This is a genomic window from Kitasatospora sp. NPDC058218, from assembly GCF_042882445.1.
Classification (GTDB): domain Bacteria; phylum Actinomycetota; class Actinomycetes; order Streptomycetales; family Streptomycetaceae; genus Kitasatospora.
On sequence record NZ_JBHVWC010000050.1, the window covers coordinates 1 to 24146 of the forward strand.

The window sequence follows — 24146 nt, forward strand, 5'->3', positions numbered from 1 at the left end:
GCGCGCGGGGGCAGGGCGACGGCGCCCGGAAGGCCGGCCGCACCGGGCGTCGGCGCGCCGGCGGGCCCGGACGCGGCGCCGGCCGCCGCGTCGGACGCGGGCCCGGGCTCGGACGGGTCGGCGAGGCCGGCGGAGGAGACGGTTCCGGTGCTCATGCGCCCATGCTGTCGCGCCCGCCGACCAGGGGGAATTCCCCTATCGGGTGGTTCGGGCGGACGTCTGTCCGCCCGTTCACTCCTCCGGGTTGAACAGCGCCACCACGTCCCCCGCGGTGAGCCGCTCCAGGGAGTCCGGCGCCGCGTCGAGCGGGCCGGGGTAGAGCCGGTAGAGGGCGCCCGAGGCACCGTCCGGAGCCGGGAGGTCGGCGTGCACCAGCGCGGCGAGCACCCGGCTCCGGGCGAGCCGTCCGGCCAGCGCGCGGGCGGTGTCGTCGGCCGGGGCGGTCACCCTGTCGTCCGGTGCGCGCCCCTCGCGCAGCCGGGCGGCGAAGGCGGCCACCGGCTCATCCGCGGCCCGGCGGTAGGAGCTGACCACGCCGCCGGAGCGGTCGCGGACCAGTACCTCGTCGGTGCGGGCGGCGGCGCCGGCACAGGCGAGGTCCCAGAGCGTGGCGCGGGAGCCCTCGGCGAAGTGCGCCGCGACGTCCGCGGCGAGGGTGCCGATCCGGTCCCGGTACCGCCAGACGTTGTGGAAGCCGCCGGAGGCACCGGTGTTGAGGTCGGTCCAGGTGTAGCTGCGCCGCGCCAGGTCGACGATCATCGGCACGCAGACCTTGGCGTCCCCGCTCAGGTCGAGTCGCTGCCGGACGGCCGCGGGGTGGAACCGGTCGCCGCGGTGGCGGGCCGCCGTGCCCTCGTCCAGCTCCATGAACCCGGCGAAGGCGTCAGCCAGTTCCTCGAACGGGATGTCGTTGTAGCTGAAGACCACGACCACCGCGTACCGGGCGCCGGCGCCGGCCAGCGCGGGCAGGTCCAGGTCGACGAACTCGGTGGCGCCGTGCGGCGGCGGGGCCGAGGTGAAGTCGCCGGAGTGCACGGCGGCGCTCGGGCCGTGCACCAGGTGGGTGTAGTCGCAGAGGCCGGTGAACTGCCACCGGTCGTCGTACAGCGCCACCGAGAGGTCCAGGTCGACCCGCTGGCGCTGCTGCTGCGTCCAGTGCAGGAAGAGCCGGACGCGGCCGCCGTCCGGCAGCCGCTGGACGCTGCCGCGCGGCACCGCGACCAGCGTCCTGGCGGCGGCCCGCTCGGCGAACGGGACCACCAGATCGGCCAGGCCCTCGTCCAGGACGGCGAGTTCGACGCGCTCGTGCTGCCCGGCCCGGCGCAGCAGTTCGGCCTCGATCAGCGCGCAGACGGGTGCGCTGAGCCCGGCCGGGACGGCGGTGCCCCAGTCGTCGCGGGCGTGCGCCAGTGCGACCCGCCCGCGCGGGAAGTAGAGCCGGCGCTCACCGATCTCGCGCGGGGCGCGCAGCCGCCCGTACGCGCCGAGCAGCGGGCCGGGCGCGACCGCGCGCAGGGCCGCCGGGAGGGCGTCCTCCAGTACGGCGGGCAGCGGCTCGCCCGGGCTCCAGGAGGCGTGCACCCGCAGCAGGTGGTGCAGCCGGCGGACCAGCTCGCCCGGGCGGCGGGCCAGCAGCCGGACGGCGGCGCGCACGTCGCCACCGGCCAGGGCCCGCTCGACCTCGGCGGCGAAGGTGCTGACGACCAGCCGGGTGTGACCGGCCGGGGTCGCGTTGATCCGCAGCGGCGCGGGCGCCTCGCCCAGTTGCGGGCCGAGGCCGTGCAGGTCGAGGTCACTCTGCCGGAGCACGGCGAACGCGGCGGCCGCGTACGGGAAGCGCTCGCGGTACTCGTAGGGGTGGAGCAGTTCGCCGGCGCGCAGCCAGGCCTGGCGGTGCCGGCCGAGGTCCTCGGCGACGGTGCCGACCGGGAGCGCGTCGAGGACGGCCAGCAGGTCGCGGCGGAGCGGGCGGGGCAGGGTGCGCAGCCGCAGGCCCTTGGCGGTGGCGGGCAGCAGGTCGGGCTCGACGCCGGACCAGGCCCAGATCAGCCGCAGCACGTCGGTGGCGGTGGTGAGCCGGTCCGCGAGCAGCGGGCGGGCGGCCTCCGGGTCGCGGCGCAGCAGCGCGGCGAGCACGGTGGCACGGCTCTCCCGGACCGGAATGTCCGCCGGCAGCCAGTCGGCCGGGTCTGCGGGCACCAGGTGGAGCAGCAGCGCGAGGTCCTCGCGGTCCTGCGGGTCGAGCGGTGTGCGGCGGGCCAGCAGCCGGCGGGCCTCGGCGGCGGCGAGGGCGGCCCGGTCGGTGCCCCCGGCCAGGCGCAGCGGGCGGAGCAGGGCGGCGGGGCCGTGCTCGCGGGCGGCGTTGCGGACGGACTTGGCGTCCAGCGGGAGGTGGCGCCCGGCGGCGATCGGGGTGCCGCAGAGCGGGCAGGCCCGGCCGTCGCCGTGGATCTCCAGCTCGTCGTGGCAGTCGTCGCAGACCAGGTGGGCGCAGGGCGCGAGGGCGCCGATGCCGCGTTCGGCGCCGGTGCGCTCGCAGACGGCGCAGGGCTGGTCCGGCTGGTTGAGCAGGAAGGCGCGGACCTGCGCGGAGTAGTAGGCGTGCGCGTGGTCGGGCACGCCGCCCGGGAACCGGGCGAACAGCGGCCGGTGCCGGCGGTCGGCGCCGGTCAGCCCGTCGAGGCGCCGCAGCAGCGCCTGCCCGGTCTCGGCCAGCTCGGCCGGGCGCAGTCGCCCGAGCGCGGCCCGCAGCGGCACGGTCAGCAGGTGTCCGCGCAGCGCGAGGTCGGCCTCCAGTGCGAGCAGCCCCCGCGCGCTCCACGGGTCCGGCTCTCCCGCCGCGTCGTCTGCGACGGCGACGGCGACGGCGACGGCGCCGTGGTGGCGCAGCAGCAGCGCGTCGAGGCCGGTTTCGGGCATGGCGGCGGTCTGCTTCTTCACTGGTGGATCCCCCGGAGATATGACGAAGCGGGGGCGGAGAGTGGGCGCACTCGGTTCATTTAAAAGTGAGTGAGAAGGAAGCACGCCGCGGAGCCGCCCCCGCGCCGCCCACCCTAGCGGCGGCCGCCGACGGCGCCGAGCGAATTTCCGCCGCCCGCCCGCCCGGCCCGGTCGGGCGGCGGCGCGAAGAGGCCGTGCCCAACCCCTTCCTACTGGCGAGTAGCTTCGCTACAGTGTCGGCACGCACCACCGTCGGGCTTCGGGAGCCGCACCGACGGGGTCGTCGGCCGGCGCGCGTGATCGTGCGGAACGGGCCGACGGCGGGCGGTGCGTCTTCACCGGTCGGTGCCGCGGATCGCGGCGGGCCGGATTCTCTCCTCGTATCAGAGCCGCTTCCTTTCACCTCGAGCGCCTGAGTACCACGGCACACCCGCAGCACGGCCGGAGCGGACCGGCGGCTGCGCCGGTGGGCCGCAACCGTCATCTCCCCAGCCCCCGCGCGCGGACCCTCCTCCGCCGGCGCGTCCGCCGGAGCGCGCGCGGGCCCTTATGACAAGGAGTCAGGACAGATGGAGCGTCCCTTCCCCACGGTCGCCGTGGTCGGCCTCGGCACGATGGGTGCCGGCGTCGCGGTCGCGGTCGCGCAGAGCGGCCGCCGAGTGATCGGCATCGAGGCCAACGAGGACTCCGCCGCCCGGGCCCTGGCCCGGATCGAGGAGGCGACGGCACACGCCGTCGCCCGGGAGCGGATCACCGCCGAGGACCGGACCGCGCTGCTCGCGCGGATCTCGGTGGGCCACCTGCTCGACGCCGCCGCCGCGGCGGACCTGGTGATCGAGGAGGTCCCCGAGCAGCTGGAGCTGAAGCGGGAGCTCTTCACCGAGCTGGACCGGATCTGCCCGCCCGCGACGGTGCTGGCCACCGGCACCACCGCACTGTCGGTGACCCGGATCGCCGCCGCCACCGGGCGCCCGGAGCGCGTGCTGGGCCTGCACTTCTTCAACCCGGTGCACACCATGAAGCTGGTCGAGGTGGTCCGCACCGTGCTGACCGCCCCACAGGTCGCCGAGGACGCCGCGGCGTTCGCCCGCGGCCTCGGCAAGGAACCGGTGGCGGCGGGCGACCGGGCCGGCTTCGTGGTGAACGGGCTGCTCTTCGCGTACCTCAACCAGGCCGCCGCGATGTTCGAGTCCAGGTACGCCACCCGCGAGGACATCGACGCCGCGATGCGGCTCGGCTGCGGGCTGCCGATGGGGCCGCTGGCGCTGCTCGACCTGATCGGCGTGGACACCGCGCGGACCGTCCTGGAGGCGATGTACGAGCAGTCCCGGGACCGGCTGCACGCGCCCGCGCCGATCCTCGGCCAGCTGGTGGCCGCCGGGCTGCTGGGCCGCAAGTCCGGCCGGGGCTTCTACACCTACGAGGCGCCCGGCTCGTCCAAGGCGGTCGACGCCGCCACCGGACCGGCCCGGGCGAAGGTGCCCGGGCGGGAGGTGCGCGGCGTCGGCGTCTGCGGCTCGGGCACCATGGCCACCGGCATCGTCGAGGTGTTCGCCAAGGCCGGGTACCCGGTGCTGCTGGCCGCCCGCAGCCAGGAGAAGGCCGAGAGGGCCAAGGCGCAGCTGGCCAGGTCGCTGGAGCGCTCGGTGTCCAAGGGCCGGCTGACCGAGGAGCAGCGGGACGCGGCGCTGGCACTGGTGACGCCGGTCGGGCAGTACACCGAGCTGGCCGGGGTCGACCTGGTGGTCGAGGCGGTGGCCGAGGACCTCGCGGTCAAGCGCGAGCTGTTCGCCACCCTGGACAAGATCGTCAAGCCGGGCGCGGTGCTCGCCACCACCACCTCCTCGCTGCCGGTGATCAGCTGCGCGGCGGCCACCTCGCGGCCGCAGGACGTGATCGGCCTGCACTTCTTCAACCCGGCGCCGGCCATGAAGCTGGTCGAGGTGGTCTCCACCGTGCTGACCGCGCCGGACGTCACCGCGACGGCGCTGGAGGTCTGCGCGAAGGTGCGCAAGCACCCGGTGGAGTGCGGTGACCGGGCCGGGTTCATCGTGAACGCGCTGCTCTTCCCCTACCTGAACGACGCCGTGCGGATGCTGCAGGAGCACTACGCGACGGTGGACGACATCGACACCGCCATGAAGCTCGGCTGCGGCTACCCGATGGGCCCGTTCGAGCTGCTGGACGTGGTCGGCCTGGACGTCTCGCTGACCATCGAGCAGGTGCTGCACCAGGAGTTCCGCGAGCCGGGCCTGGCGGCCGCACCGCTGCTGGAGCACCTGGTGGCGGCCGGCTGCCTGGGCCGCAAGACCGGCCGCGGCTTCCGCGACCACGCGCGCCGGTGACCACGCCGTCGGTCGGGGGCGCCGCGCCCCTCGGCGCGGGCCCCGCCGGCCCGGCGCCGGTCCAGCCGGGGCAGCCCGGATACGGCCCGCCGCGCACCGGCTGGAGCCCCGGGGCGGTGTCGGCGCGCTGGCCGAGACCGGCCGTGACCGGCCCGGTCGCGCCGGTACGGCGGGGAAGGCCCGCGGCCCCGGCCCCGGGGGCGTGTAGCGTTCCGGGCATGGATCGGGTTCAGTCAGCCTCCCCTCAGCACTCCGCCGTACCGCGCGGCGCCGACCGGCCGGCCGGGTCCGGCGCCGAGGCGGGTCCGGGCAACCGCCGGGCGGCCGCGCAGCGCCAGCAGATGCGTCAGGACCTGGCCACGGCCGCGATGGAGCTGTTCGCGTCGCAGGGCTACGAGGAGACCACGGTCGACCAGATCGCCGCGGCCGCCGGGGTGGCCCGGCGGACCTTCTTCCGGTACTTCCGGTCCAAGGAGGAGGCGATCTTCCCGGACCACGACGACACCCTCGTCCGGGTGGCCGACCTGCTGGCCAGCGCCGAGCCCGACGAGCACCCGCTGGACGTGGTCTGCCGGGGCATCAAGGAGGTGCTGCGGATGTACGCCTCCACCCCGGCGGTCTCGGTCGCCCGGTACCAGCTGATCCGTCAGGTGCCGGCGCTGCGCGAGCGGGAGATCGCCGTGGTGGCCCGGTACGAGCGGCTGTTCACCCGCTACCTGCTGGGCCGGTTCGACACCGGCGGCGAGATCCCCTCGGGCTGGCAGCGGGCCGGCGAGGATGACTCGATGCTGGCCGAGGTGTCGGCGGCGGCGGTCGTCGCGGCCCACAACCACGTCCTGCGGCGCTGGCTGAGGGCCGGCGGCCGGGGTGACGTGGAGGCGCAGCTGGACCACTCCTTCGAGGTGATCCGGCGGACCTTCTGGGCCGCCGCCCCGCCCGGGGTAAGACGGCGTGGGGCCCTGGTGGCACCCGGTGCCAGTGTGACGCTCCTGGAGGGGGCGGCCGCGAGCGCACTGAGTGCCAGCCCCGGAGGTGAGGTACTCATCACAGTGGCCCGGACCGACGCCCCGCTGGACGTCGTGGTGGACAGCATCCGGGCCGCGCTGAGCAGCGCCAGGGAGGCCTGACCAGCAGCGTTTCCGCAGGTAGAAGCAGCATTGAGGGCCCGTGCCGGATCTCCGGCACGGGCCCTCCGCGCGTCCGCCGGGGGGCCCTCGAACGCGGATTTGATTCACCTGAATTGGTGACACCCGGTGTCTTTACGAGTGGCACAGGGTGCCACTACCTTGTTACCCACCAGTCGCGGCGCCGCGGCTCCCCACCTCGGCGCGCCGTCGTCCGGCGCTCCCACACCCCGGGAGCTGTGTCCAGCCAGGTCCACCGCCAGGCCCCTTGCCAGACCCACCAACCACCCATCTCAGCGAAGCCGGTGTCCGCTCCCGGCTCCCCCAGACGCCCTGTGCCCCTCACACAGGTACGCCTTCGGAGGCAGCCATGAAGGAAATCCTCGACGCGATCCTCAGCTCCGACAGCACCGCGGCGGACTTCGCCGCGCTCAAGCTGCCGGAGTCCTACCGGGCGGTGACGCTCCACAAGGACGAGGAGCAGATGTTCGCCGGCCTCGACAGCCGCGACAAGGACCCCCGCAAGTCCCTCCACCTCGACGAGGTCGCCCTGCCCGAGCTGGGCCCGGGCGAGGCACTGGTCGCCGTCATGGCCAGCGCCGTGAACTACAACACCGTGTGGAGCTCGATCTTCGAGCCGGTCTCCACCTTCGGCTTCCTGGAGCGCTACGGCCGGCTCTCCCCGCTCACCAAGCGCCACGACCTGCCGTACCACGTGCTCGGCTCGGACCTCGCGGGCGTGGTGCTGCGCACCGGCGCCGGGGTCAACGCCTGGAAGCCCGGCGACGAGGTCGTCGCGCACTGCCTCTCGGTCGAGCTGGAGTCCTCCGACGGCCACAACGACACGATGATGGACCCGGAGCAGCGGATCTGGGGCTTCGAGACCAACTTCGGCGGCCTGGCCCAGCTGGCCCTGGTGAAGACCAATCAGCTGATGCCCAAGCCCGCGCACCTGACCTGGGAGGAGGCCGCCTCCCCCGGTCTGGTCAACTCCACCGCCTACCGCCAGCTGGTCTCGCAGAACGGCGCGGGCATGAAGCAGGGCGACAACGTGCTGATCTGGGGCGCCAGCGGCGGCCTCGGCTCGTACGCCACCCAGTACGCGCTGGCCGGCGGCGCCACCCCGATCTGCGTGGTCTCCAACGCCCAGAAGGCCGAGATCTGCCGGGCCATGGGCGCCGAGGCGATCATCGACCGCTCCGCCGAGGGCTACAAGTTCTGGAAGGACGAGAACACCCAGGACCCGCGCGAGTGGAAGCGCCTGGGCAGCCGGATCCGCGAGCTGACCGGCGGCGAGGACGTGGACATCGTCTTCGAGCACCCGGGCCGCGAGACCTTCGGCGCCTCGGTGTACGTCACCCGCAAGGGCGGCACCATCGTCACCTGCGCCTCCACCTCCGGCTACATGCACCAGTACGACAACCGCTACCTGTGGATGTCGCTGAAGAAGATCGTCGGCTCGCACTTCGCCAACTACCGCGAGGCCTGGGAGGCCAACCGCCTGGTGGCCAAGGGCAAGATCCACCCGACCGTGTCCAAGGTCTACAGCCTCGACCAGTCCGGCCAGGCCGCGCTCGACGTGCACCAGAACAAGCACCAGGGCAAGGTCGGCGTGCTCTGCCTCGCCCCGTCCGAGGGCCTGGGCGTGCGCAACGCCGAGCTGCGCGAGAAGCACCTGCCCGCGATCAACCTGTTCCGCGAGGCCTCCGAGCGGACCGAGCGGTCCAGCCGCGACATCTAAGGCGATCCGATGACTGATCAGAAGCGTGATCGGCCCTGGCTGATGCGGACCTACGCGGGGCACTCCACCGCGAGCGACTCCAACGCGCTCTACCGGAAGAACCTCGCCAAGGGCCAGACCGGGCTCTCGGTGGCCTTCGACCTGCCGACCCAGACGGGCTACGACTCCGACCACATCCTCGCCCGCGGCGAGGTCGGCCGGGTCGGCGTGCCGGTGGGCCACGTCGGGGACATGCGCACCCTGTTCGACGGCATCCCGCTCGAACAGACCAACACCTCCATGACGATCAACGCCACCGCGATGTGGCTGCTGGCGCTCTACCAGGTGGTCGCCGAGGAGCAGGGCGCCGACATCGCCAAGCTCACCGGCACCACCCAGAACGACATCGTCAAGGAGTACCTGTCGCGCGGGACGCACGTCTTCCCGCCCGGGCCGTCCGTGCGCCTGATCACCGACATGATCGCCTACACGGTCGGGAACATCCCCAAGTGGAACCCGATCAACATCTGCAGCTACCACCTGCAGGAGGCCGGGGCCACCCCGGTCCAGGAGATCGCCTACGCGATGTGCACCGCGATCTCGGTGCTGGACGCGGTGCGCGACTCCGGCCAGGTGCCGGCCGAGCGGATGGGCGAGGTGGTCGCCCGGATCTCCTTCTTCGTCAACGCCGGCGTGCGCTTCGTCGAGGAGATGTGCAAGATGCGCGCCTTCGCCCAGCTCTGGGAGAAGGTCACGCTGGAGCGCTACGGAATCCAGGACGCCAAGCAGCGCCGCTTCCGCTACGGGGTCCAGGTCAACTCGCTGGGCCTGACCGAGGCGCAGCCGGAGAACAACGTCCAGCGGATCGTGCTGGAGATGCTCGCCGTCACGCTCTCCAAGGACGCCCGGGCCCGGGCCGTGCAGCTGCCCGCCTGGAACGAGGCGCTCGGCCTGCCCCGCCCGTGGGACCAGCAGTGGTCGCTGCGGATCCAGCAGGTGCTCGCCTACGAGTCCGACCTGCTGGAGTACGGGGACATCTTCAACGGCTCCGAGGTGATCGAGACCAAGACCGCCTCGCTGCTGGCCGGCGCGGAGGCCGAGATCGCCAAGGTGCTGGAGATGGGCGGGGTCATCCCGGCCGTCGAGTCCGGCTACCTCAAGTCCAACCTGGTCGCCTCGCACGCCGCCCGCCGGGCCCGGATCGAGTCCGGCGAGGACAAGATCATCGGGGTCAACTGCTTCGACACCACCGAGGAGAGCCCGCTCACGGCCGACCTCGACACCGCGATCATGGTGGTCGACCCGGCCTCCGAGCAGTCCGTGCTCGCCGCCCTGGAGCAGTGGCGCGGGGGCCGCGACGAGGCCGCCGCCCAACTGGCCCTGGACGAGCTGAAGCGCGTCGCGGTCACCGAGGCCAACCTGATGCCCGCCACGCTCGCCTGCGCCCGTGCCGGGGTCACCACCGGCGAGTGGTCCTTCGCCCTGCGCGAGGTCTTCGGCGAGTACCGCGCGCCCACCGGCGTCGGCGGCGCCCCGGTCGCGGTGGCGGCCGAGCCCGGCGGCGAGCTGGCCGCCGTCCGCGAGGCGGTCACCGCGACCGCCGCCGAGCTGGGCGCCGGCAAGCTGCGCCTGCTGGTCGGCAAGCCCGGCCTGGACGGCCACTCCAACGGCGCCGAACAGATCGCCGTCCGGGCCCGCGACGCCGGGTTCGAGGTGGTCTACCAGGGCATCCGGCTCACGCCCGAGCAGATCGTCTCCGCCGCCGTCGCGGAGGACGTGCACTGCGTGGGCCTGTCGATCCTCTCCGGGGCCCACCCCGAGCTGGTACCCGACGTCCTGCACCGGCTGCGTCGGGCCGGGGTGGAGGATGTGCCAGTGATCGTGGGTGGCATCATCCCGGCAGCGGACGGCGAGGCTCTCAAGGCCGCCGGCGTGGCTGCCGTGTTCACCCCGAAGGACTTCGGCATCACGACCATCATCGGCCGGATCGTGGACGAGATCCGGCTGGCCAACAGGCTCCAGCCGTGGACGCCCGCAGCCGCCGCGACGACCACCAGCTGACCCCGGAAGGACTGACCCACCCTCATGGCAACCGTCAACAGGCTCCGCCCCCGCCGCTCCTGCCTGGCCGTGCCGGGCTCCAACCCGCGCTTCCTGGAGAAGGCCCAGGGCCTCCCGGCCGACCAGGTCTTCCTCGACCTGGAGGACGCCTGCGCCCCGCTGGTCAAGGAGAGCGCCCGGCACAACATCGTCGACGCGCTGAACAACGGCGACTGGGGCAAGAAGACCAAGGTCGTCCGCGTCAACGACTGGACCACCCACTGGACGTACCGCGACGTGATCACGGTCGTCGAGGGCGCCGGCCCCAACCTCGACTGCATCATGCTGCCGAAGGTCCAGGACGCCGAGCAGGTCAAGGCGCTCGACCTGCTGCTCACCCAGATCGAGAAGACCATGGGCTTCGAGGTCGGCAAGATCGGCATCGAGGCGCAGATCGAGAACGCCAAGGGCCTGATCAACGTCGACGCGATCGCCGAGGCCTCCCCGCGCCTGGAGACGATCATCTTCGGCCCGGCCGACTTCATGGCCTCGATCAACATGAAGTCCCTGGTGGTCGGCGAGCAGCCGGCCGGCTACCCGGCCGACGCCTACCACTACATCCTGATGCGCATCCTGATGGCCGCCCGCGCCAACGACCTGCAGGCCATCGACGGCCCCTACCTGCAGATCCGCAACCAGGAGGGCTACCGCGAGGTGGCCGGCCGCGCCGCCGCGCTCGGCTTCGACGGCAAGTGGGTGCTCCACCCGGACCAGGTCGCCGCCGCGAACGAGATCTTCTCGCCCTCGCAGGAGGACTACGACCACGCCGAGCTGATCCTCGACGCCTACGACTGGTGCACCTCCGAGGCGGGCGGCGCCAAGGGCTCCGCGATGCTCGGTGACGAGATGATCGACGAGGCCAGCCGCAAGATGGCCCTGGTCATCGCCGGCAAGGGCCGCGCCGCCGGGTTCCAGCGCACCTCCAAGTTCGAGCCCCCGCAGGCCTGACCTCCTAAGGACCACTGAGATGCAGTTCGGACGCACCTACGAGGAGTTCGAGGTCGGCGCTGTCTACAAGCACTGGCCCGGCAAGACGGTCACCGAGTACGACGACCACCTCTTCTGTCTGCTCACCATGAACCACCACCCGCTCCACATGGACACCAACTATGCGGAGAAGACGACCGACTTCGGCAAGAACGTCGTGGTGGGCAACTACATCTACTCGCTGCTGCTCGGCATGTCCGTCCCGGACGTCTCCGGCAAGGCGATCGCCAATCTGGAGATCGAGTCGCTGCGCCACATCGCGCCGACCTTCCACGGCGACACCCTCTACGGCGAGACCGTCGTGCTCGACAAGTGGCCGTCCAAGTCCAAGGACGACCGCGGCATCGTGTACGTCGAGACCAAGGGCTACAAGCAGGACGGCACGGTCGTCTGCGTCTTCCGCCGCAAGGTGATGGTGCCGACCGCGACGTACATCAAGGAGCGCGGCGGCGAGCAGCCCGGCCGTCCCACTCCCCTGTCGTAGGCCCTGCCGACCGAGCCCGCACCTCCCAGAGCTCCGGACGGGTAGGCCGCCGTCATCGGCCGATCCCCACCCCGGTACCGGGGGCCCTGCTGCCGTAGCCACGCCGGCAGGGCCCCCGGAAATCCCCCCCCCGCCAGTTCTTCCCTCCCCCCACCCTCTTCCCTTTCGCCACAGGAGCCGCACGATGGGACGCCTCGCACAGACCGACGGCCTGACCGAGATCCAGCGGGACATCCTCGCCACCGTGCGGGATTTCGTCGACAAGGAGATCATTCCGGTCGCGACCGAGCTGGAGCACAAGGACGAGTACCCCACCGCCATCGTCGAGGGGATGAAGCAGCTCGGCCTCTTCGGGCTCACCATTCCCGAGGAGTACGGCGGCCTCGGCGAGTCGCTGCTGACCTACGCCCTGGTGGTGGAGGAGATCGCGCGCGGCTGGATGTCCGTCTCCGGCATCGTCAACACCCACTTCATCGTGGCCCACATGATCAACGCGCACGGCACCCAGGAGCAGAAGGACCACTTCCTGCCGAAGATGGCCGCCGGCGAAATCCGCGGCGCCTTCTCGATGTCCGAGCCGGGCCTCGGCTCCGACGTTTCCGCGATCTCCACCAAGGGCGTCAAGGACGGCGACTCCTACGTCCTCAACGGCCAGAAGATGTGGCTCACCAACGGCGGCACCTCCACCCTGGTCGCGGTGCTCTGCAAGACCGACGAGGGCGGCAACTCCCCGTACAAGAACATGACCACCTTCCTGATCGAGAAGACGGCGGGCTTCGGCCCGAACCCGACCGTCCCCGGCCTCACCGTGCCCGGGAAGATCGAGAAGATGGGCTACAAGGGCGTCGACACCACCGAGCTGATCCTGCAGGACGTCCGCGTCCCGGCCGACCGCGTCCTCGGCGGCGTCCCGGGCAAGGGCTTCTACCAGATGATGGACGGCGTCGAGGTCGGCCGGGTCAACGTGGCCGCGCGCGGCTGCGGCGTCGCCCGCCGCGCCTTCGAGCTGGGCATCTCCTACGCCCAGCAGCGGTCCACCTTCGGCAAGAAGATCGCCGAGCACCAGGCGATCCAGTTCAAGCTCGCCGAGATGGCCACCAAGGTCGAGGCCGCCCACCAGATGATGGTGATGGCCGCCCGCAAGAAGGACAGCGGCGAGCGCAACGACCTCGAGGCCGGCATGGCCAAGTACCTCGCCTCCGAGTACTGCAAGGAGGTCGTCGAGGACGCCTTCCGCATCCACGGCGGCTACGGGTTCTCCAAGGAGTACGAGATCGAGCGCCTCTACCGCGAGGCCCCGATGCTGCTCATCGGTGAAGGTACTGCGGAGATCCAGAAGATGATCGTCGGACGTCGTCTGCTGGAGGAGTACCGCATCGCGGAGTGAGGACGACCAGTACGAAGACTCGCCCGGGCGGCGCGGTGACGCTCCGCAGGGCGGGTTGACGGCCCGGTGACGGCCGGTCGACGGGCGTGCGGGCCCGTCCCGGCACCCCGCCGTGCCACCAAAGGCCCCGGCCTGGTCCGCCTGGGGTCCGGCACGGCTCCCGAAGCGGCCGTAGGGCGTACAGCTGCTGTCACGCGCCTTACGGCCGCTTCGGCGCACCCTGCGCCCGCCCCCTGCGCCGACGCCCTCGGGGTTCCGTCGGCATGCCTGTTGAGACAAGAGTCACCAGCCTCGCCAGGACCCTTGGGAACCGGAGCGGGGCGAGCTACGGTCGTATACACAGAACGCGCGGCTGCGCCGCACGCAGGACACATGAACGAACAGGCGGGTTGCCCACCCACCGTGTGCTCCCGATAGCATCCACCGGGACAGCAGCCGTCCCTCTATTACTCGATCCCCGCGGTGGCCCCCGTCCAGCGGCCATGATCCCCCGCGACAAAGGTCTTCGATGCCCATCAGCCCGTCCCCTCACACCTCCGTCACGGACCGCGATGCCCTCGCCGCCACGACGGCCGGTCGGCGACCCCGCGTGACCATCGCGCGCGGAGCCACCCCCTGGTTCGTCCCCACCCTCGCCACGGCCGCCGTGACCACCGCCCTCACCCGGCGCAACGGCACGTGGGCCCTGGCGGCGGTACCCGCCTGTGCGCTCAGCGCGGGCATGCTGTGGTTCTTCCGCGACCCCGAGCGTGAGATCGGCACGGGCAGAGTGATCTCCCCCGCCGACGGCGTGGTGCAGAGCATCGACGCCTGGCCGGACGGCCGCACCCGGGTGGCGATCTTCATGAGCCCGCTCAACGTGCACGTCAACCGGGCGCCCCTGCCCGGCACCGTGACCTCCGTCGAGCACGTCGCGGGTGGCTTCGTGCCCGCGTTCAACAAGGACAGCGACCAGAACGAGCGGGTCGTCTGGCACTTCGACACCGAGCTCGGCGACATCGAGATGGTGCAGATCGCGGGGGCCGTGGCCCGCCGTATCGTGCCGTACGTCGACGCCGGTACCAAGGTCGAGCAGGGCGAGCGGATCGGTCTGATCCGCTTCGGGTCCCGCGTCGACACCTACCTGCCGGCCGGCGTCGAGGTCGGCGTCGAGGTCGGCCAGAAGACCACAGCCGGGGTGACGCGCCTTGACCGTGACTGATCCTGAGACGATCGTCGGCCTGGACGACGAGGAGACGGCCCTGCGCCGCCGCCGCTGGGCGCGCGACCGCGAGCTGCGCGCACCGCGCTCTCCTCAGCACCTGTCCACCGCCGACTTCCTGACCCTGGGGAACGCCGTCTGCGGCTTCCTGGCGATCTACTCGATCACCACCGGGGTCCTCGTCCCGCACATCACCAACCCGGACGCCGCGCCGGACAAGCACAGCGCCGCCACCGCGGTGACGCTGCTGCTGATCGGCTCGATGTGCGACCTCTTCGACGGGCTGGTGGCGCGCAAGCTGCGCTCCTCCGCCCTCGGGGCCGAGCTCGACAACCTGGCCGACCTGATCAGCTTCGGCATCGCGCCGGCCTACTTCGTCGCGGTCTGGGGCATGGTCTCGCCGGGCTCCGACAGCCGCCTCTCGGCGCTGATCGCGCTGACGGTGCTGCTGTCCGTGGTCCTGCGGCTGGCACGCTTCTCGGCCGTGAAGATGCGACCCGGGGTGTTCCAGGGCATGCCCTGCCCGATGGGCGCCATGACGGTGATCGCCATCGTGCTGCTCGACCCGCCGTTCCTGCCCGGTCTGCTGGCCATCGCGGGCACCGCGTACCTGATGATGAGCCGGATCGAGTACCCGAAGCCGCAGGGGCTGCTGGCCACCGCCACGCTCTGCTGGATCGTGCTCTCGATCGGCTGCCTGGCCGCCTGGGCGACCGGCGCACCCGGCGGCGACACGCTGCTGCACGTCGGCGCCTTCGCCCAGATCACGCTGGCCGCGATGGCCCCGCTGCTGGTGATCCGGCGCAAGGTCGGTCAGAAGGTCGGGGACGTCCGGGCGCGCCGCGCGGAGTCCCGGATCGGCTGATCCCGACGGACGTACGACGAAGGGCCCGGATCCGCTCGGCGGATCCGGGCCCTTTCGCATGCCCTGCGGCCCGGGCCGGGCAGTGGCCGAACCGGCCGGCTACGCCCCGCCGCGGTGGACGCTGAAGGCCGAGCGGCGGGCGGCACGGGCCACTCCCGGGTCCGGGTGGACGCTGGAGACGGCGGTCAGCACCGAGGCCGCCCGGGGGTGGCCGGACTGCCGGGCACGGGCGAACAGCCGGACCGGGTCACCGGCCGAGGCACCCTCGACATGGCCCACCAGCAGCTCGGTCTCGCCGTGGTCGAGCACGGCGGCCGCGGTGTCCACCCAGAGCCAGGCGGCGTCCTCCGCGCCCAGCACATCGGCCGGGGCCACGCCCTCGTCCGACTGCTCGGCCAGCCAGAGCAGCGCGTACGGGCGCAGCACGGGCGCGTCCACGGCGGCCCGGACGGCCTGCTCGGCGGTGGAACCGGCCACCCGCAGCGCCTCGAAGGCGAGGCCGCGGACCAGGGCGTCGTCGCCCTGGGCGGCGTCCAGCAGTTCGGCCACCGCCCGGTCGGCCGGCCGGGCCGCCACCCAGGCGCGGAACTCGGCGCGGGCCGGGCCCGGCGAGTAGTCGGCGCAGGCGTTGAGCAGCTCGAAGGCGCTCTGCTCGATGTGCCCGGCGGCGGTCTGCGCGACGGTGCAGATCTCCTCCAGCTTGGCCCGCACCGCCCAGTGCCCGAGCGGGGAGAGCTCGGCGGCGTCGTCCTTGCGGACCACCGCGCCGACGGCGGCCAGGCCGTCCAGCATCCAGTCCAGGACGGCGGCCACGTCGGAGGGCGCGGCCGGGGTGTCGATCTGCGGCTCGCGGCAGGTGCCGCGGACGGCGGAGACCGCCGAGGCGGCGTGCGGCACGGGAGAGAGGCCCAGCGCACCGTCGCCGCCGCCGACCCGACGCTCGTCCAGGCCCCGGCGCAGCAGCTCCAGCAGCTCGCTGTCGGCGACCGGGCCGGCCACCAGGTGCAGGAAGGAGAGCAGCTGCGGTGCCTGGTCGACGGCCTGCCCGGCGAGCACCGCGAAGACACCGCGCAGGGCGGCGGGCGGCACCGGGGCGAGCAGCGTCCAGGCGTCGAACAGGGCCGACCAGCCGCGGACCACGGCCTCGTCGTCGTGCTCCCAGGCGTGCAGGCGCCAGCCGGGGGCGGCGCCGCCGTCCCGTGCCTCGACCAGGCCGACCAGCAGGGCCTGGCCCCAGGCCTTGGTGGCGGCGCCCACCGTCATGGCGAGGGCGCGGCCGGCGGCGCGGGCGTCCTCGGGGAGCAGCTCGCCACGCTTGTCGACCTCGGCGAGCTCACCGGCCCAGCGGGCGATGCGGACGGCGTCGATCAGCATCCGGCGGGCCAGCGGGGCGAGCTCGGCGGGAGCGGGGAAGCCTTCCGGCACCGGGACCCGGCCACGGCCGGGGGCGGGTGCGGGGCCTCGTCGGCGGGGTACGCCGGAGCCGCCCGGCCTGGCGCCGGCGGGGCGGTGGGCAGTTCCGGGGAGACGGGTCACCGTCGCACCGGAGCCGATCGTCGGCGGGAGCTGGGCATCACGGTCGCGCGGATTCCGAGACGTCACGTCGAGCAGTCTTCCCCTTGTACCGGCCTTCTGTCACATCCGATCGGCCCCGACCATCGGGAGGCGGTCGCGGGGGGTCGACAAGATCGGGCAACAGAGGCCAAACCGCCTGGCCGGATCTGTATGACGCGGACACGCCAGCTCGGGGGCGGTGTGGTGGACGGGACGGGAGGAGAGGGGCCGGGCGGTGGCGCGGGGCGGCCTCGACGGGGGTCCGGGGGGCAAGGGCGGAGGCGAGGCGGCCTCGGCTCACAGCAGCGGGGTGAGCCAGCGCCGCAGGTGCTCCTCGTAGCGGTCGGGGTCGGCGTTCCAGAGGCCGGCGTGCTCCCCGCCGGGGACGGCCTGGAGGCCGACCACGTCGGCGCGGCGATCGGCGAGCCGGGCGGCGGCCCGCCAGGGGGCCAGCGCGTCGTCGGGCCCGTGCAGCAGGAGCGTGGGCACCCGCAGGTCGGTGCCGTCCGCGAGGCGGGCGAAGTCGGCCAGATCCACGCCGGCACGGCCCTCGGCCGCGAGCGCGCCCAGCTCGGCGGCGGCGCCCCGGTAACCGGCCCGGGCGGCGCCCCGGCGGGCGGTGGCCGGCCAGTCGAGCACGGGCGAGTCCAGCACCAGGCCGCTGATCGAGGACGCCCAGGCGGAGCGGGCCGCGGTCTGCAGGACCATGGTCGCGCCGAGCGACCAGCCGTACAGGATCACCCGCCCGGCGCCGCTGTCGAGGGCCAGCCGCAGGGCGGCCTCGACGTCCCGCCACTCGGTCTCGCCGAAGTGGCCGAGGCCGTCCGGGGAGGCCGGCGCGCCCTGGTCACCGCGGTAGGTGACGGCGAGGACGGGCAGGCCGAGCCGGTGCAGGACGGGGAGCACCGGGAGGGTCTGCTGCCGGTCGGCGCCGGGGCCGTGCACCAGGATCACCCAGGTGCCGCGCTTGCCGTCGAGCCGCCAGGCGGGCAGCGCGCCCAGTTCGCCCTCGACGGCGGTCTCGGTGAACGGCAGGCCGAGTGCACCGGTCGGGTCGCCGAGGTGGACCCGGGGGGTGAAGCGGACGGCGGTACCGGGTGTCAGGGTGCCCCGGTCGGCGCGGACCAGCCGCCGAGTGACGCCCCGCTCGTCGGCGTGCAGGATCTCGTCGACCACCGCGTGCCCGCCGTCGGCCCACTCGACGGCCCAGCGGCCGGGGCGGGCGCTCTCGGCGCCGCGGGTGAAGGTGGCCCGTCCGGCGGCGAGGGTCAGCACGACGACGGGGCCGGCGGCCCGCTCGCGGGCGGCCGCCGGGTGGACCATCCGCTCGGACGCCCTCCTGCCGATCAACAGGACGGCGGCTCCGGTGCCGACGGCGGCGGCCGCCACGGCGGCTGCGGTTCCCCAACGCATATCGCTCCCCGCTCTGTTGGTCGCGGACTGGGCAGTGTGCCCACCAGTCCACTCGCGGGGACGGCGCCCGGCCACCGGACACGGCCGTCCGGGTCATGGCGGCGCGGGATCACCTCGGCGAGGCGGCGCGGGAAAGCCCCACGGCCCCCGACCTCCGCCCCCGACCCCACCCCCCGCCCGTCAGACCGGGATCTCCGTCTCCAGCCGCCCCAGCAGCTCCCAGAACCGCTCGCCGAGCGGCCGGGCCAGCGCCCCGGGGGCACTCGCCGCCGGGGCCGGGGAGCCCCAGCTGCCGGCGCCCCAGTGCGAGAAGACCTGATGCTCGTTCTGGAGCACCGCCAGCACGGTGGCGAGGTCGTCCTCGCGCACCGGCACGATCCGGCCGATCGCCCGGACGTGCGCCTGCCAGCGGCCGTCCACGGTCTGCCGCAGCCGCCGGTCCAGCTCCTCGCCCCGGCCCGTCACCGCGACCAGCTCGCGCAGTGTCAGGCCGAGCGCCTGGGCCAGCGCGTACGTCTGCGCCTGGTCGCCGTCCCACTGACCGGTCGCCTCGGCCTGCTGGTACTGCCGCGGGGTGACGCCGATCCGGTGGGCCGCGCTCTCCTGGTTGAGCTCCCGGGCGACCCGGAAGTCCCGCAGCAGGGCCGGGCGGACGCCCATCAGCTGGGCCGGCGGGCACCAGAGCGCCCGGGCCAGCGCGATGAACTCCTCCTCGGTGGGGCGCAGCTCACCGCTCTCCCAGCCGAGGACGTGGGCGGGCAGCAGCCGGACGCCGTGCGCGGCCATGCCCTCGACCACCTGCTCGGGGGTCAGGCCGAGGCCGGCGCGGTGCGCGCGGGCGGCCGCGGGCGAGAAGGGCACCGGAGGCAGGGCGGGTGGCTGTCTGCGTCGCATGGGACCAGACGGTAGGGGGTGGTTCGGCCGCCACCCAGCCGCCGAACACACGAAGCGGGCCTGGAGGCTCCTCCAGGCGACTGGACGATCCCACAGGCTGTCATGCCCCTGCGGGGGGTGCCGATCGGAGGTAGCGACGGGGCCGGGAAACCCGGCGGCGCTGTGACCAACCCCTCCGTGACCTTGGTTGACGCACGGTTCGGCCGCGTGATGGGATCCTTCAGCCAAACGGAGGCATGCAGAGGAAGCCGGTGCGAGTCCGGCGCGGTCCCGCCACTGTCACCGGGGAGCGCACTCGGAGTCCCTCCTTGCCCGTCGCGGCACCGGAGGGGGCCCATCGCGGCGGGCCGTCACGAGCCGCCGGAAGGCCCGGGAGTGCGTTCGCCCCGGAAGCCAGGAGACTCTCGCCCCCGGTACGTCGATCCAGGGCGCGGACCCTGAGTGAGGACACGCACGCGATGCAGGCTGCCCCGACCTTCCGAGCCCTCTGCTGTCCGCCGTGCGCCCGCTGACCCGCGCCGCCGCCCATGCGCTGGGCGCCGCCGCCGGGTACCTCGCCGACGCCCGCTTCGCCGACCCGCGCCGCGGCCACCCGGTGGCCCTCTTCGGCAGCGCGGCCGGCCGCCTGGAGCGCCGGATCCACCGCGACGACCGCGCCGTCGGCACCGTGTTCACCGCACTCTGCGTGGGCGCCGTCGCGGCCGGTGCGGTGGCCGCCGACCGCACCCTGGGCCGCCGACCGCTCGGGCGGGCCGCGCTGACCGCGGCCGCGACCTGGACGGTGCTCGGCGGCACCTCGCTCACCCGTGAGGCCCGCACGATCGGACGCTCGCTCGCCGCGCACGACCTCGCGGCGGCGCGCGGGCGGCTGCCGCACCTGTGCGGCCGCGACCCGAGCGCGCTCGACGAGCAGCAGATCGCCCGCGCGGTGGTCGAGTCGGTCGCCGAGAACACCGCCGACGCCGTGGTCAACGCGCTCGTCTGGGGCGCCCTCGCGGGGGCGCCCGGGCTGCTGGCGTTCCGCGCGGTCAACACCCTGGACGCGATGGTCGGCCACCGCTCGCCGCGGCACGCCCGGTTCGGCTGGGCCTCGGCCCGGCTGGACGACGTGGCGGGCTGGCCGGGCGCGCGGCTGACCGCGCTGCTGACGGTCGCCGCCGCGCCCGAGCCCCGGACGGCCTGGCGGGTCTGGCGCCGGGACGGCTCCGCCCACCCCAGCCCCAACGCGGGTCAGGCCGAGTCGGCGTTCGCCGGCGCCGTCGGCGTGCGCCTCGGCGGCACCCTGCAGTACGGCTCCCGGGTCGAGCACCGGCCGGTGCTGGGCGGCGAGCTGCGGCCGGTGACGGTGGACGACATCGAGCGCGCCTGCCGGCTCTCCCGCCGGGTGGGACTGCTCGCACTGGGTACGACCGTCGCCGGGCACGCCGTCGTGCAGGCACTCAAGGCGGGGATGAGAAGGGGGAGCGCATGAGCAACGCACTGCTGGTCGCCGGGACGACCTCGGACGCCGGCAAGAGCGTGGTCACCGCGGGCATCTGCCGCTGGCTGGCCCGACAGGGCGTCGCCGTGGCGCCGTTCAAGGCGCAGAACATGTCGCTGAACTCCTTCGTCACCGCCGACGGCGCCGAGATCGGCCGCGCCCAGGCGATGCAGGCCCAGGCGGCCCGGGTGGAGCCCGAGGCGGCGATGAACCCGGTGCTGCTCAAGCCCGGCGCGGACGGCCGCAGCCAGGTGGTGCTGCTCGGCCGCGCGGTCGCCGAGGTCGGCGCGCTGGACTACCGCGAGCGCAAGCCCGTCCTGCTGGAGCGGGCCCTGGAGTGCCTGGCCGACCTGCGCCGCCGCTACGACGTGGTGGTCTGCGAGGGCGCCGGATCGCCCGCCGAGATCAACCTGCGCGACCGGGACATCGCCAACATGGGCCTGGCCACCGCCGCCGCCCTGCCGGTCGTGGTGGTCGGCGACATCGACCGCGGCGGCGTCTTCGCGGCGATGTACGGGACGCTGGCCCTGCTGTCGGAGGAGGACCAGCGGCACGTGGCGGGCTGGTTCGTCAACAAGTTCCGCGGCGACGCGCGGCTGCTGGCACCCGGGCTGCGGATGCTGCGCGAGCTGACCGGCCGTCCGGTGCTGGGCACCCTGCCGATGCTGTCCGGGCTCTGGCTGGACGCCGAGGACTCGCTGGACCTCACCACCGTGGTGGACCGCACCGAGGGCCGCGGGCCGCTCGGCGCCGACGTGCTGCGGGTCGCCGTGGTGCGCTTCCCCCGGCTCTCCAACTTCACCGACGTGGACGCGCTGGCCCAGGAGCCCGGGGTGCTGGTCCGCTGGGCCACCCGGCCCGAGGAGCTGGCCGACGCCGACCTGGTGATCCTGCCCGGCACCCGGGCCACCGTGGCCGACCTGGCCTGGCTGCGCGAGCGCGGCCTGGAGCCGGCCCTGCGGGCCCGGGCCGCGGCCGGGCTGCCGGTCCTCGGCGTCTGCGGCGGCTACCAGATGCTGGCGCGCGCCATCCACGACGAGGTCGAGTCCCGGGCCGGCGCCGTCGACGGCCTGGCCCTGCTGCCCACGCACGTCCGGTTCGGCGCCGAGAAGGTGCTCGCCCGGCCGGTCGGCCGGGCGTTCGGGCAGCCGGTCGCGGGGTACGAGATCCACCACGGCGTGGTGACCGTCGAGGGCGGCGCCGCGTTCGTCTCCGACGAGGACGGCCGGAGCCTGGACGGCTGCCGGGTCGGCGCGGTCTGGGGGACGACCTGGCACGGCGTGTTGGAGAACGACGCCTTCCGGCGCGAGCTGCTGCGCGAGGTGGCGGCGGCGGCGGGCCGGGCGTTCGTGCCCGCGCCGGACACGTCGTTCGCCGAGGCGCGCGAGGCCCGGCTGGACCGGCTGGGCGACCTGATCGAGGAGCACGCGGACACCGACGCGCTGTGGAAGCTGATCGAGGGCGGGGTGCCGGCCGCGGGTTCGCTGCCGTTCCTGCCGCCCGGGGCCCCCTTGGAGAATCATGAGTGACGTCCGCTACCCCTTCACCGCGATCGTCGGGATGGCCGACCTGCGGCTCGGGCTGCTGCTCAACGCGGTCTCCCCGGCCGTCGGCGGCGTGCTGGTCCGCGGCGAGAAGGGCACCGCCAAGTCGACCATGGTGCGTGCGCTGGCCGGCCTGCTGCCGTCCATCGCCGCCGTCGACGGCTGCCGCTTCGCCTGCGACCCGGTCGCACCGGACCCGAACTGCCCGGACGGCGCGCACGACGGCGCCGAGGAGTCCCACCGGCCCGCCCGGCTGGTCGAGCTGCCGGTCGGCGTCTCCGAGGACCGGATCGTCGGCTCGCTGGACCTGGAGCGCGCGCTGGCCGAGGGCGTCAAGGCGTACGAGCCGGGCCTGCTGGCCCGGGCGCACCGGGGCGTGCTCTACATCGACGAGGTCAACCTCCTCCAGGACCACGTGGTGGACCTGCTGCTGGACGCGGCCGCGATGGGCCGCTCCTACGTGGAGCGCGAGGGCGTCTCCGTCCGGCACGCGGCGCGGTTCCTGCTGGTCGGCACGATGAACCCGGAGGAGGGCGAGCTGCGCCCGCAGCTGCTCGACCGGTTCGGTCTGACCGTGGAGATCGCCGCCACCCGGGAGCCGGCGGAGCGCGCCGAGGTGGTCCGCCGGCGACTGGCGTACGACGCCGACCCGGCCGGTTTCGCCGCGCGGTTCGCCGGGGACGAGCGCTCGCTCGCCGAGCGGATCACCGCGGCGCGGGAGCTGCTGCCCTCGGTCGTGCTGACGGACGTGGCGCTGCGCCAGATCACCGCCGTCTGCGCCGCGTTCGAGGTGGACGGGCTGCGCGCGGACATCGTGATGGCCCGCACCGCCGTCGCCCTGGCCGCCTGGGCGGGCCGCACCGAGGTGCTGGAGGAGGACGTCCGCAAGGCCGCCCGGCTGGCCCTGCCGCACCGCCGCCGGCGCAACCCCTTCGACGCGCCCGGCCTGGACGAGGAGCAGCTGGAGCGGACGCTGGAGGAGCACGCCCAGCCCGAGGACGCCCAGCCCGAGGACGCCGAGCCCGAGGAGCAGCGGTCCGAGGGGGAGAAGTCCGGTCAGGACCCCGAGGGCAGCGGCCCCGACGACGGCGGACCGCAGGACGACGGTCCGGGCCCGGACGGCGGCGGCCCCGACGGCGGCGGCGCACCCGCGCCCGCGGACACGCCCGACGGCTCCGCGGCCGCCGAGCCCGAGCCGGAGGCACCGGCCGGCGGGGAGCCGGTTCCGCAGCAGGGCCGGGGCGGCGCGCCGGAGTCCGCGCCGGTCGCGGCCGGCGACCCGTACCGCACCCGCCTGTTCAAGGTGGAGGGCACCGGCAAGGGCGCCCAGGGCCGCCGCTCCCCCGCCGAGACCGACGGCGGCCACACCATCCGCGCCCGCCGCCCGCAGGGGCGGCTCGCCCGGCTGCACCTGAGCGCCACCCTGCAGGCCGCCGCGCCGCACCAGGTGGCGCGCGGGCGGGCCTCGCGCGCGCTGCTGCTGCACAAGGACGACTTCCGCGAGCAGGTCCGCCAGGGCCGCGAGTCCAACCTGGTGCTGTTCGTGGTGGACGCCTCCGGCTCGATGGCGGCCCGGCAGCGGATGACCGCCGTCAAGGGTGCCGTGCTCTCGCTGCTGATGGACGCCTACCAGCGCCGCGACAAGATCGGCATGATCACCTTCCGCGGCGCGACCGCCGAGCTGGCGCTGCCGCCGACCTCCTCCGTCGAGGTGGGCGCGGCCCGGCTGGAGCGGCTGCCCACCGGCGGCCGGACCCCGCTGGCGGCCGGGCTGCTGCGGGCCCACGAGGTGCTGCGGGTCGAGCGGATGCGCGACCCGCACCGCCGCCCGCTGCTGGTCGTGGTGACCGACGGCCGGGCGACCGGCTCCCGCGACGCCGTCGCGAAGTCCCTCCGGGCGGCCGAGCTGTTCACCGCCCAGGGCGTGGCGAGCGTGGTGCTGGACTGCGAGTCCGGTCCGGTGCGGCTCGGCCTGGCCCGCACGCTGGCCGCCCGGCTGGGCGCCACCGCCGTGACCCTGGACGAGCTGCGGGCCGAAGGCGTGGCCTCGCTCGTCCGCGACAACCGTGCCAACCGAGCCACCACGATGCGAAAGGCGGCCTGATCCG

The 24146-nt window shown here is 74.2% G+C and carries 16 protein-coding genes and 1 riboswitch; of the genes, 12 read left to right on the forward strand and 4 right to left on the reverse strand.

Annotated elements, in window-relative coordinates; genetic code table 11:
* Positions 1 to 231 precede the first annotated feature (231 nt).
* A complete protein-coding gene (locus ACFVYI_RS28460) occupies positions 232 to 2940 on the reverse strand; it encodes an MXAN_6230/SCO0854 family RING domain-containing protein (RefSeq protein ID WP_387890743.1) in 2709 nt (902 codons plus the stop codon).
* A gap of 569 nt (positions 2941 to 3509) precedes the next feature.
* Between ACFVYI_RS28460 and ACFVYI_RS28465 the strand changes: the two genes are divergently transcribed.
* The 9 genes from ACFVYI_RS28465 to ACFVYI_RS28505 all read left to right on the forward strand — a co-directional run bounded on the left by ACFVYI_RS28465 (position 3510) and on the right by ACFVYI_RS28505 (position 15153).
* The gene (locus ACFVYI_RS28465; protein WP_387890745.1) at positions 3510 to 5285 is read left to right on the forward strand and encodes a 3-hydroxyacyl-CoA dehydrogenase family protein; all 1776 of its coding nucleotides are present in this window, start codon (positions 3510 to 3512) and stop codon (positions 5283 to 5285) included.
* A 218-nt stretch (positions 5286 to 5503) separates the two neighbouring features.
* Entirely contained in the window at positions 5504 to 6412 is a 909-nt protein-coding gene (locus ACFVYI_RS28470) for a TetR family transcriptional regulator (protein WP_387890747.1), read from the forward strand.
* Between the two features lie 367 nt (positions 6413 to 6779).
* Positions 6780 to 8150: a crotonyl-CoA carboxylase/reductase gene (ccrA, locus tag ACFVYI_RS28475; RefSeq protein WP_387890749.1), complete on the forward strand. Its 1371-nt coding sequence runs from the start codon at positions 6780 to 6782 to the stop codon at positions 8148 to 8150.
* 9 nt (positions 8151 to 8159) lie between these two features.
* Complete coding sequence (locus ACFVYI_RS28480) at positions 8160 to 10190, forward strand: protein meaA (RefSeq protein WP_387890751.1); 2031 nt, start codon at positions 8160 to 8162, stop codon at positions 10188 to 10190.
* A gap of 24 nt (positions 10191 to 10214) precedes the next feature.
* Positions 10215 to 11177: an HpcH/HpaI aldolase/citrate lyase family protein gene (locus ACFVYI_RS28485; RefSeq protein WP_387890754.1), complete on the forward strand. Its 963-nt coding sequence runs from the start codon at positions 10215 to 10217 to the stop codon at positions 11175 to 11177.
* 19 nt (positions 11178 to 11196) lie between these two features.
* Complete coding sequence (locus ACFVYI_RS28490; RefSeq protein WP_387890756.1) at positions 11197 to 11700, forward strand: MaoC family dehydratase; 504 nt, start codon at positions 11197 to 11199, stop codon at positions 11698 to 11700.
* Between the two features lie 184 nt (positions 11701 to 11884).
* The gene (locus tag ACFVYI_RS28495; protein ID WP_387890758.1) at positions 11885 to 13087 is read left to right on the forward strand and encodes an acyl-CoA dehydrogenase family protein; all 1203 of its coding nucleotides are present in this window, start codon (positions 11885 to 11887) and stop codon (positions 13085 to 13087) included.
* 508 nt (positions 13088 to 13595) lie between these two features.
* Entirely contained in the window at positions 13596 to 14288 is a 693-nt protein-coding gene (locus tag ACFVYI_RS28500) for a phosphatidylserine decarboxylase (RefSeq protein WP_387890761.1), read from the forward strand.
* Positions 14275 to 15153, forward strand: coding sequence for a CDP-alcohol phosphatidyltransferase family protein (locus ACFVYI_RS28505; RefSeq protein ID WP_387890763.1), 879 nt, complete (start codon positions 14275 to 14277; stop codon positions 15151 to 15153). Before ACFVYI_RS28500 ends, ACFVYI_RS28505 begins: the two co-directional genes overlap by 14 nt.
* A 99-nt stretch (positions 15154 to 15252) precedes the next feature.
* Here the strand turns inward: ACFVYI_RS28505 and ACFVYI_RS28510 are convergent, their stop codons facing one another.
* The 3 genes from ACFVYI_RS28510 to ACFVYI_RS28520 form a co-directional block, all read right to left on the reverse strand.
* Positions 15253 to 16578 (reverse strand): hypothetical protein, encoded by a 1326-nt coding sequence (locus ACFVYI_RS28510; RefSeq protein ID WP_387890764.1) that lies wholly within the window; start codon positions 16576 to 16578, stop codon positions 15253 to 15255.
* 426 nt (positions 16579 to 17004) lie between these two features.
* Entirely contained in the window at positions 17005 to 18120 is a 1116-nt protein-coding gene (locus ACFVYI_RS28515; RefSeq protein ID WP_387890766.1) for an alpha/beta hydrolase family protein, read from the reverse strand.
* A 180-nt stretch (positions 18121 to 18300) separates the two neighbouring features.
* The gene (locus ACFVYI_RS28520) at positions 18301 to 19014 is read right to left on the reverse strand and encodes a transcriptional regulator (protein WP_387890769.1); all 714 of its coding nucleotides are present in this window, start codon (positions 19012 to 19014) and stop codon (positions 18301 to 18303) included.
* A 240-nt stretch (positions 19015 to 19254) separates the two neighbouring features.
* Positions 19255 to 19418: riboswitch (cobalamin riboswitch) on the forward strand.
* A 95-nt stretch (positions 19419 to 19513) separates the two neighbouring features.
* Between ACFVYI_RS28520 and ACFVYI_RS28525 the strand changes: the two genes are divergently transcribed.
* The 3 genes from ACFVYI_RS28525 to ACFVYI_RS28535 are packed head-to-tail and all read left to right on the forward strand — an operon-like array spanning position 19514 to position 24142.
* On the forward strand, positions 19514 to 20485 hold the full coding sequence (locus ACFVYI_RS28525; protein ID WP_387890770.1) for a cobalamin biosynthesis protein: 972 nt from the start codon (positions 19514 to 19516) through the stop codon (positions 20483 to 20485).
* Positions 20482 to 22023: a cobyric acid synthase gene (locus ACFVYI_RS28530; RefSeq protein ID WP_387890772.1), complete on the forward strand. Its 1542-nt coding sequence runs from the start codon at positions 20482 to 20484 to the stop codon at positions 22021 to 22023. Before ACFVYI_RS28525 ends, ACFVYI_RS28530 begins: the two co-directional genes overlap by 4 nt.
* Positions 22016 to 24142 (forward strand): putative cobaltochelatase, encoded by a 2127-nt coding sequence (locus ACFVYI_RS28535; protein WP_387890775.1) that lies wholly within the window; start codon positions 22016 to 22018, stop codon positions 24140 to 24142. The genes ACFVYI_RS28530 and ACFVYI_RS28535 overlap by 8 nt, the downstream gene beginning before the upstream one ends.
* The last annotated feature ends 4 nt before the right edge of the window (positions 24143 to 24146 follow it).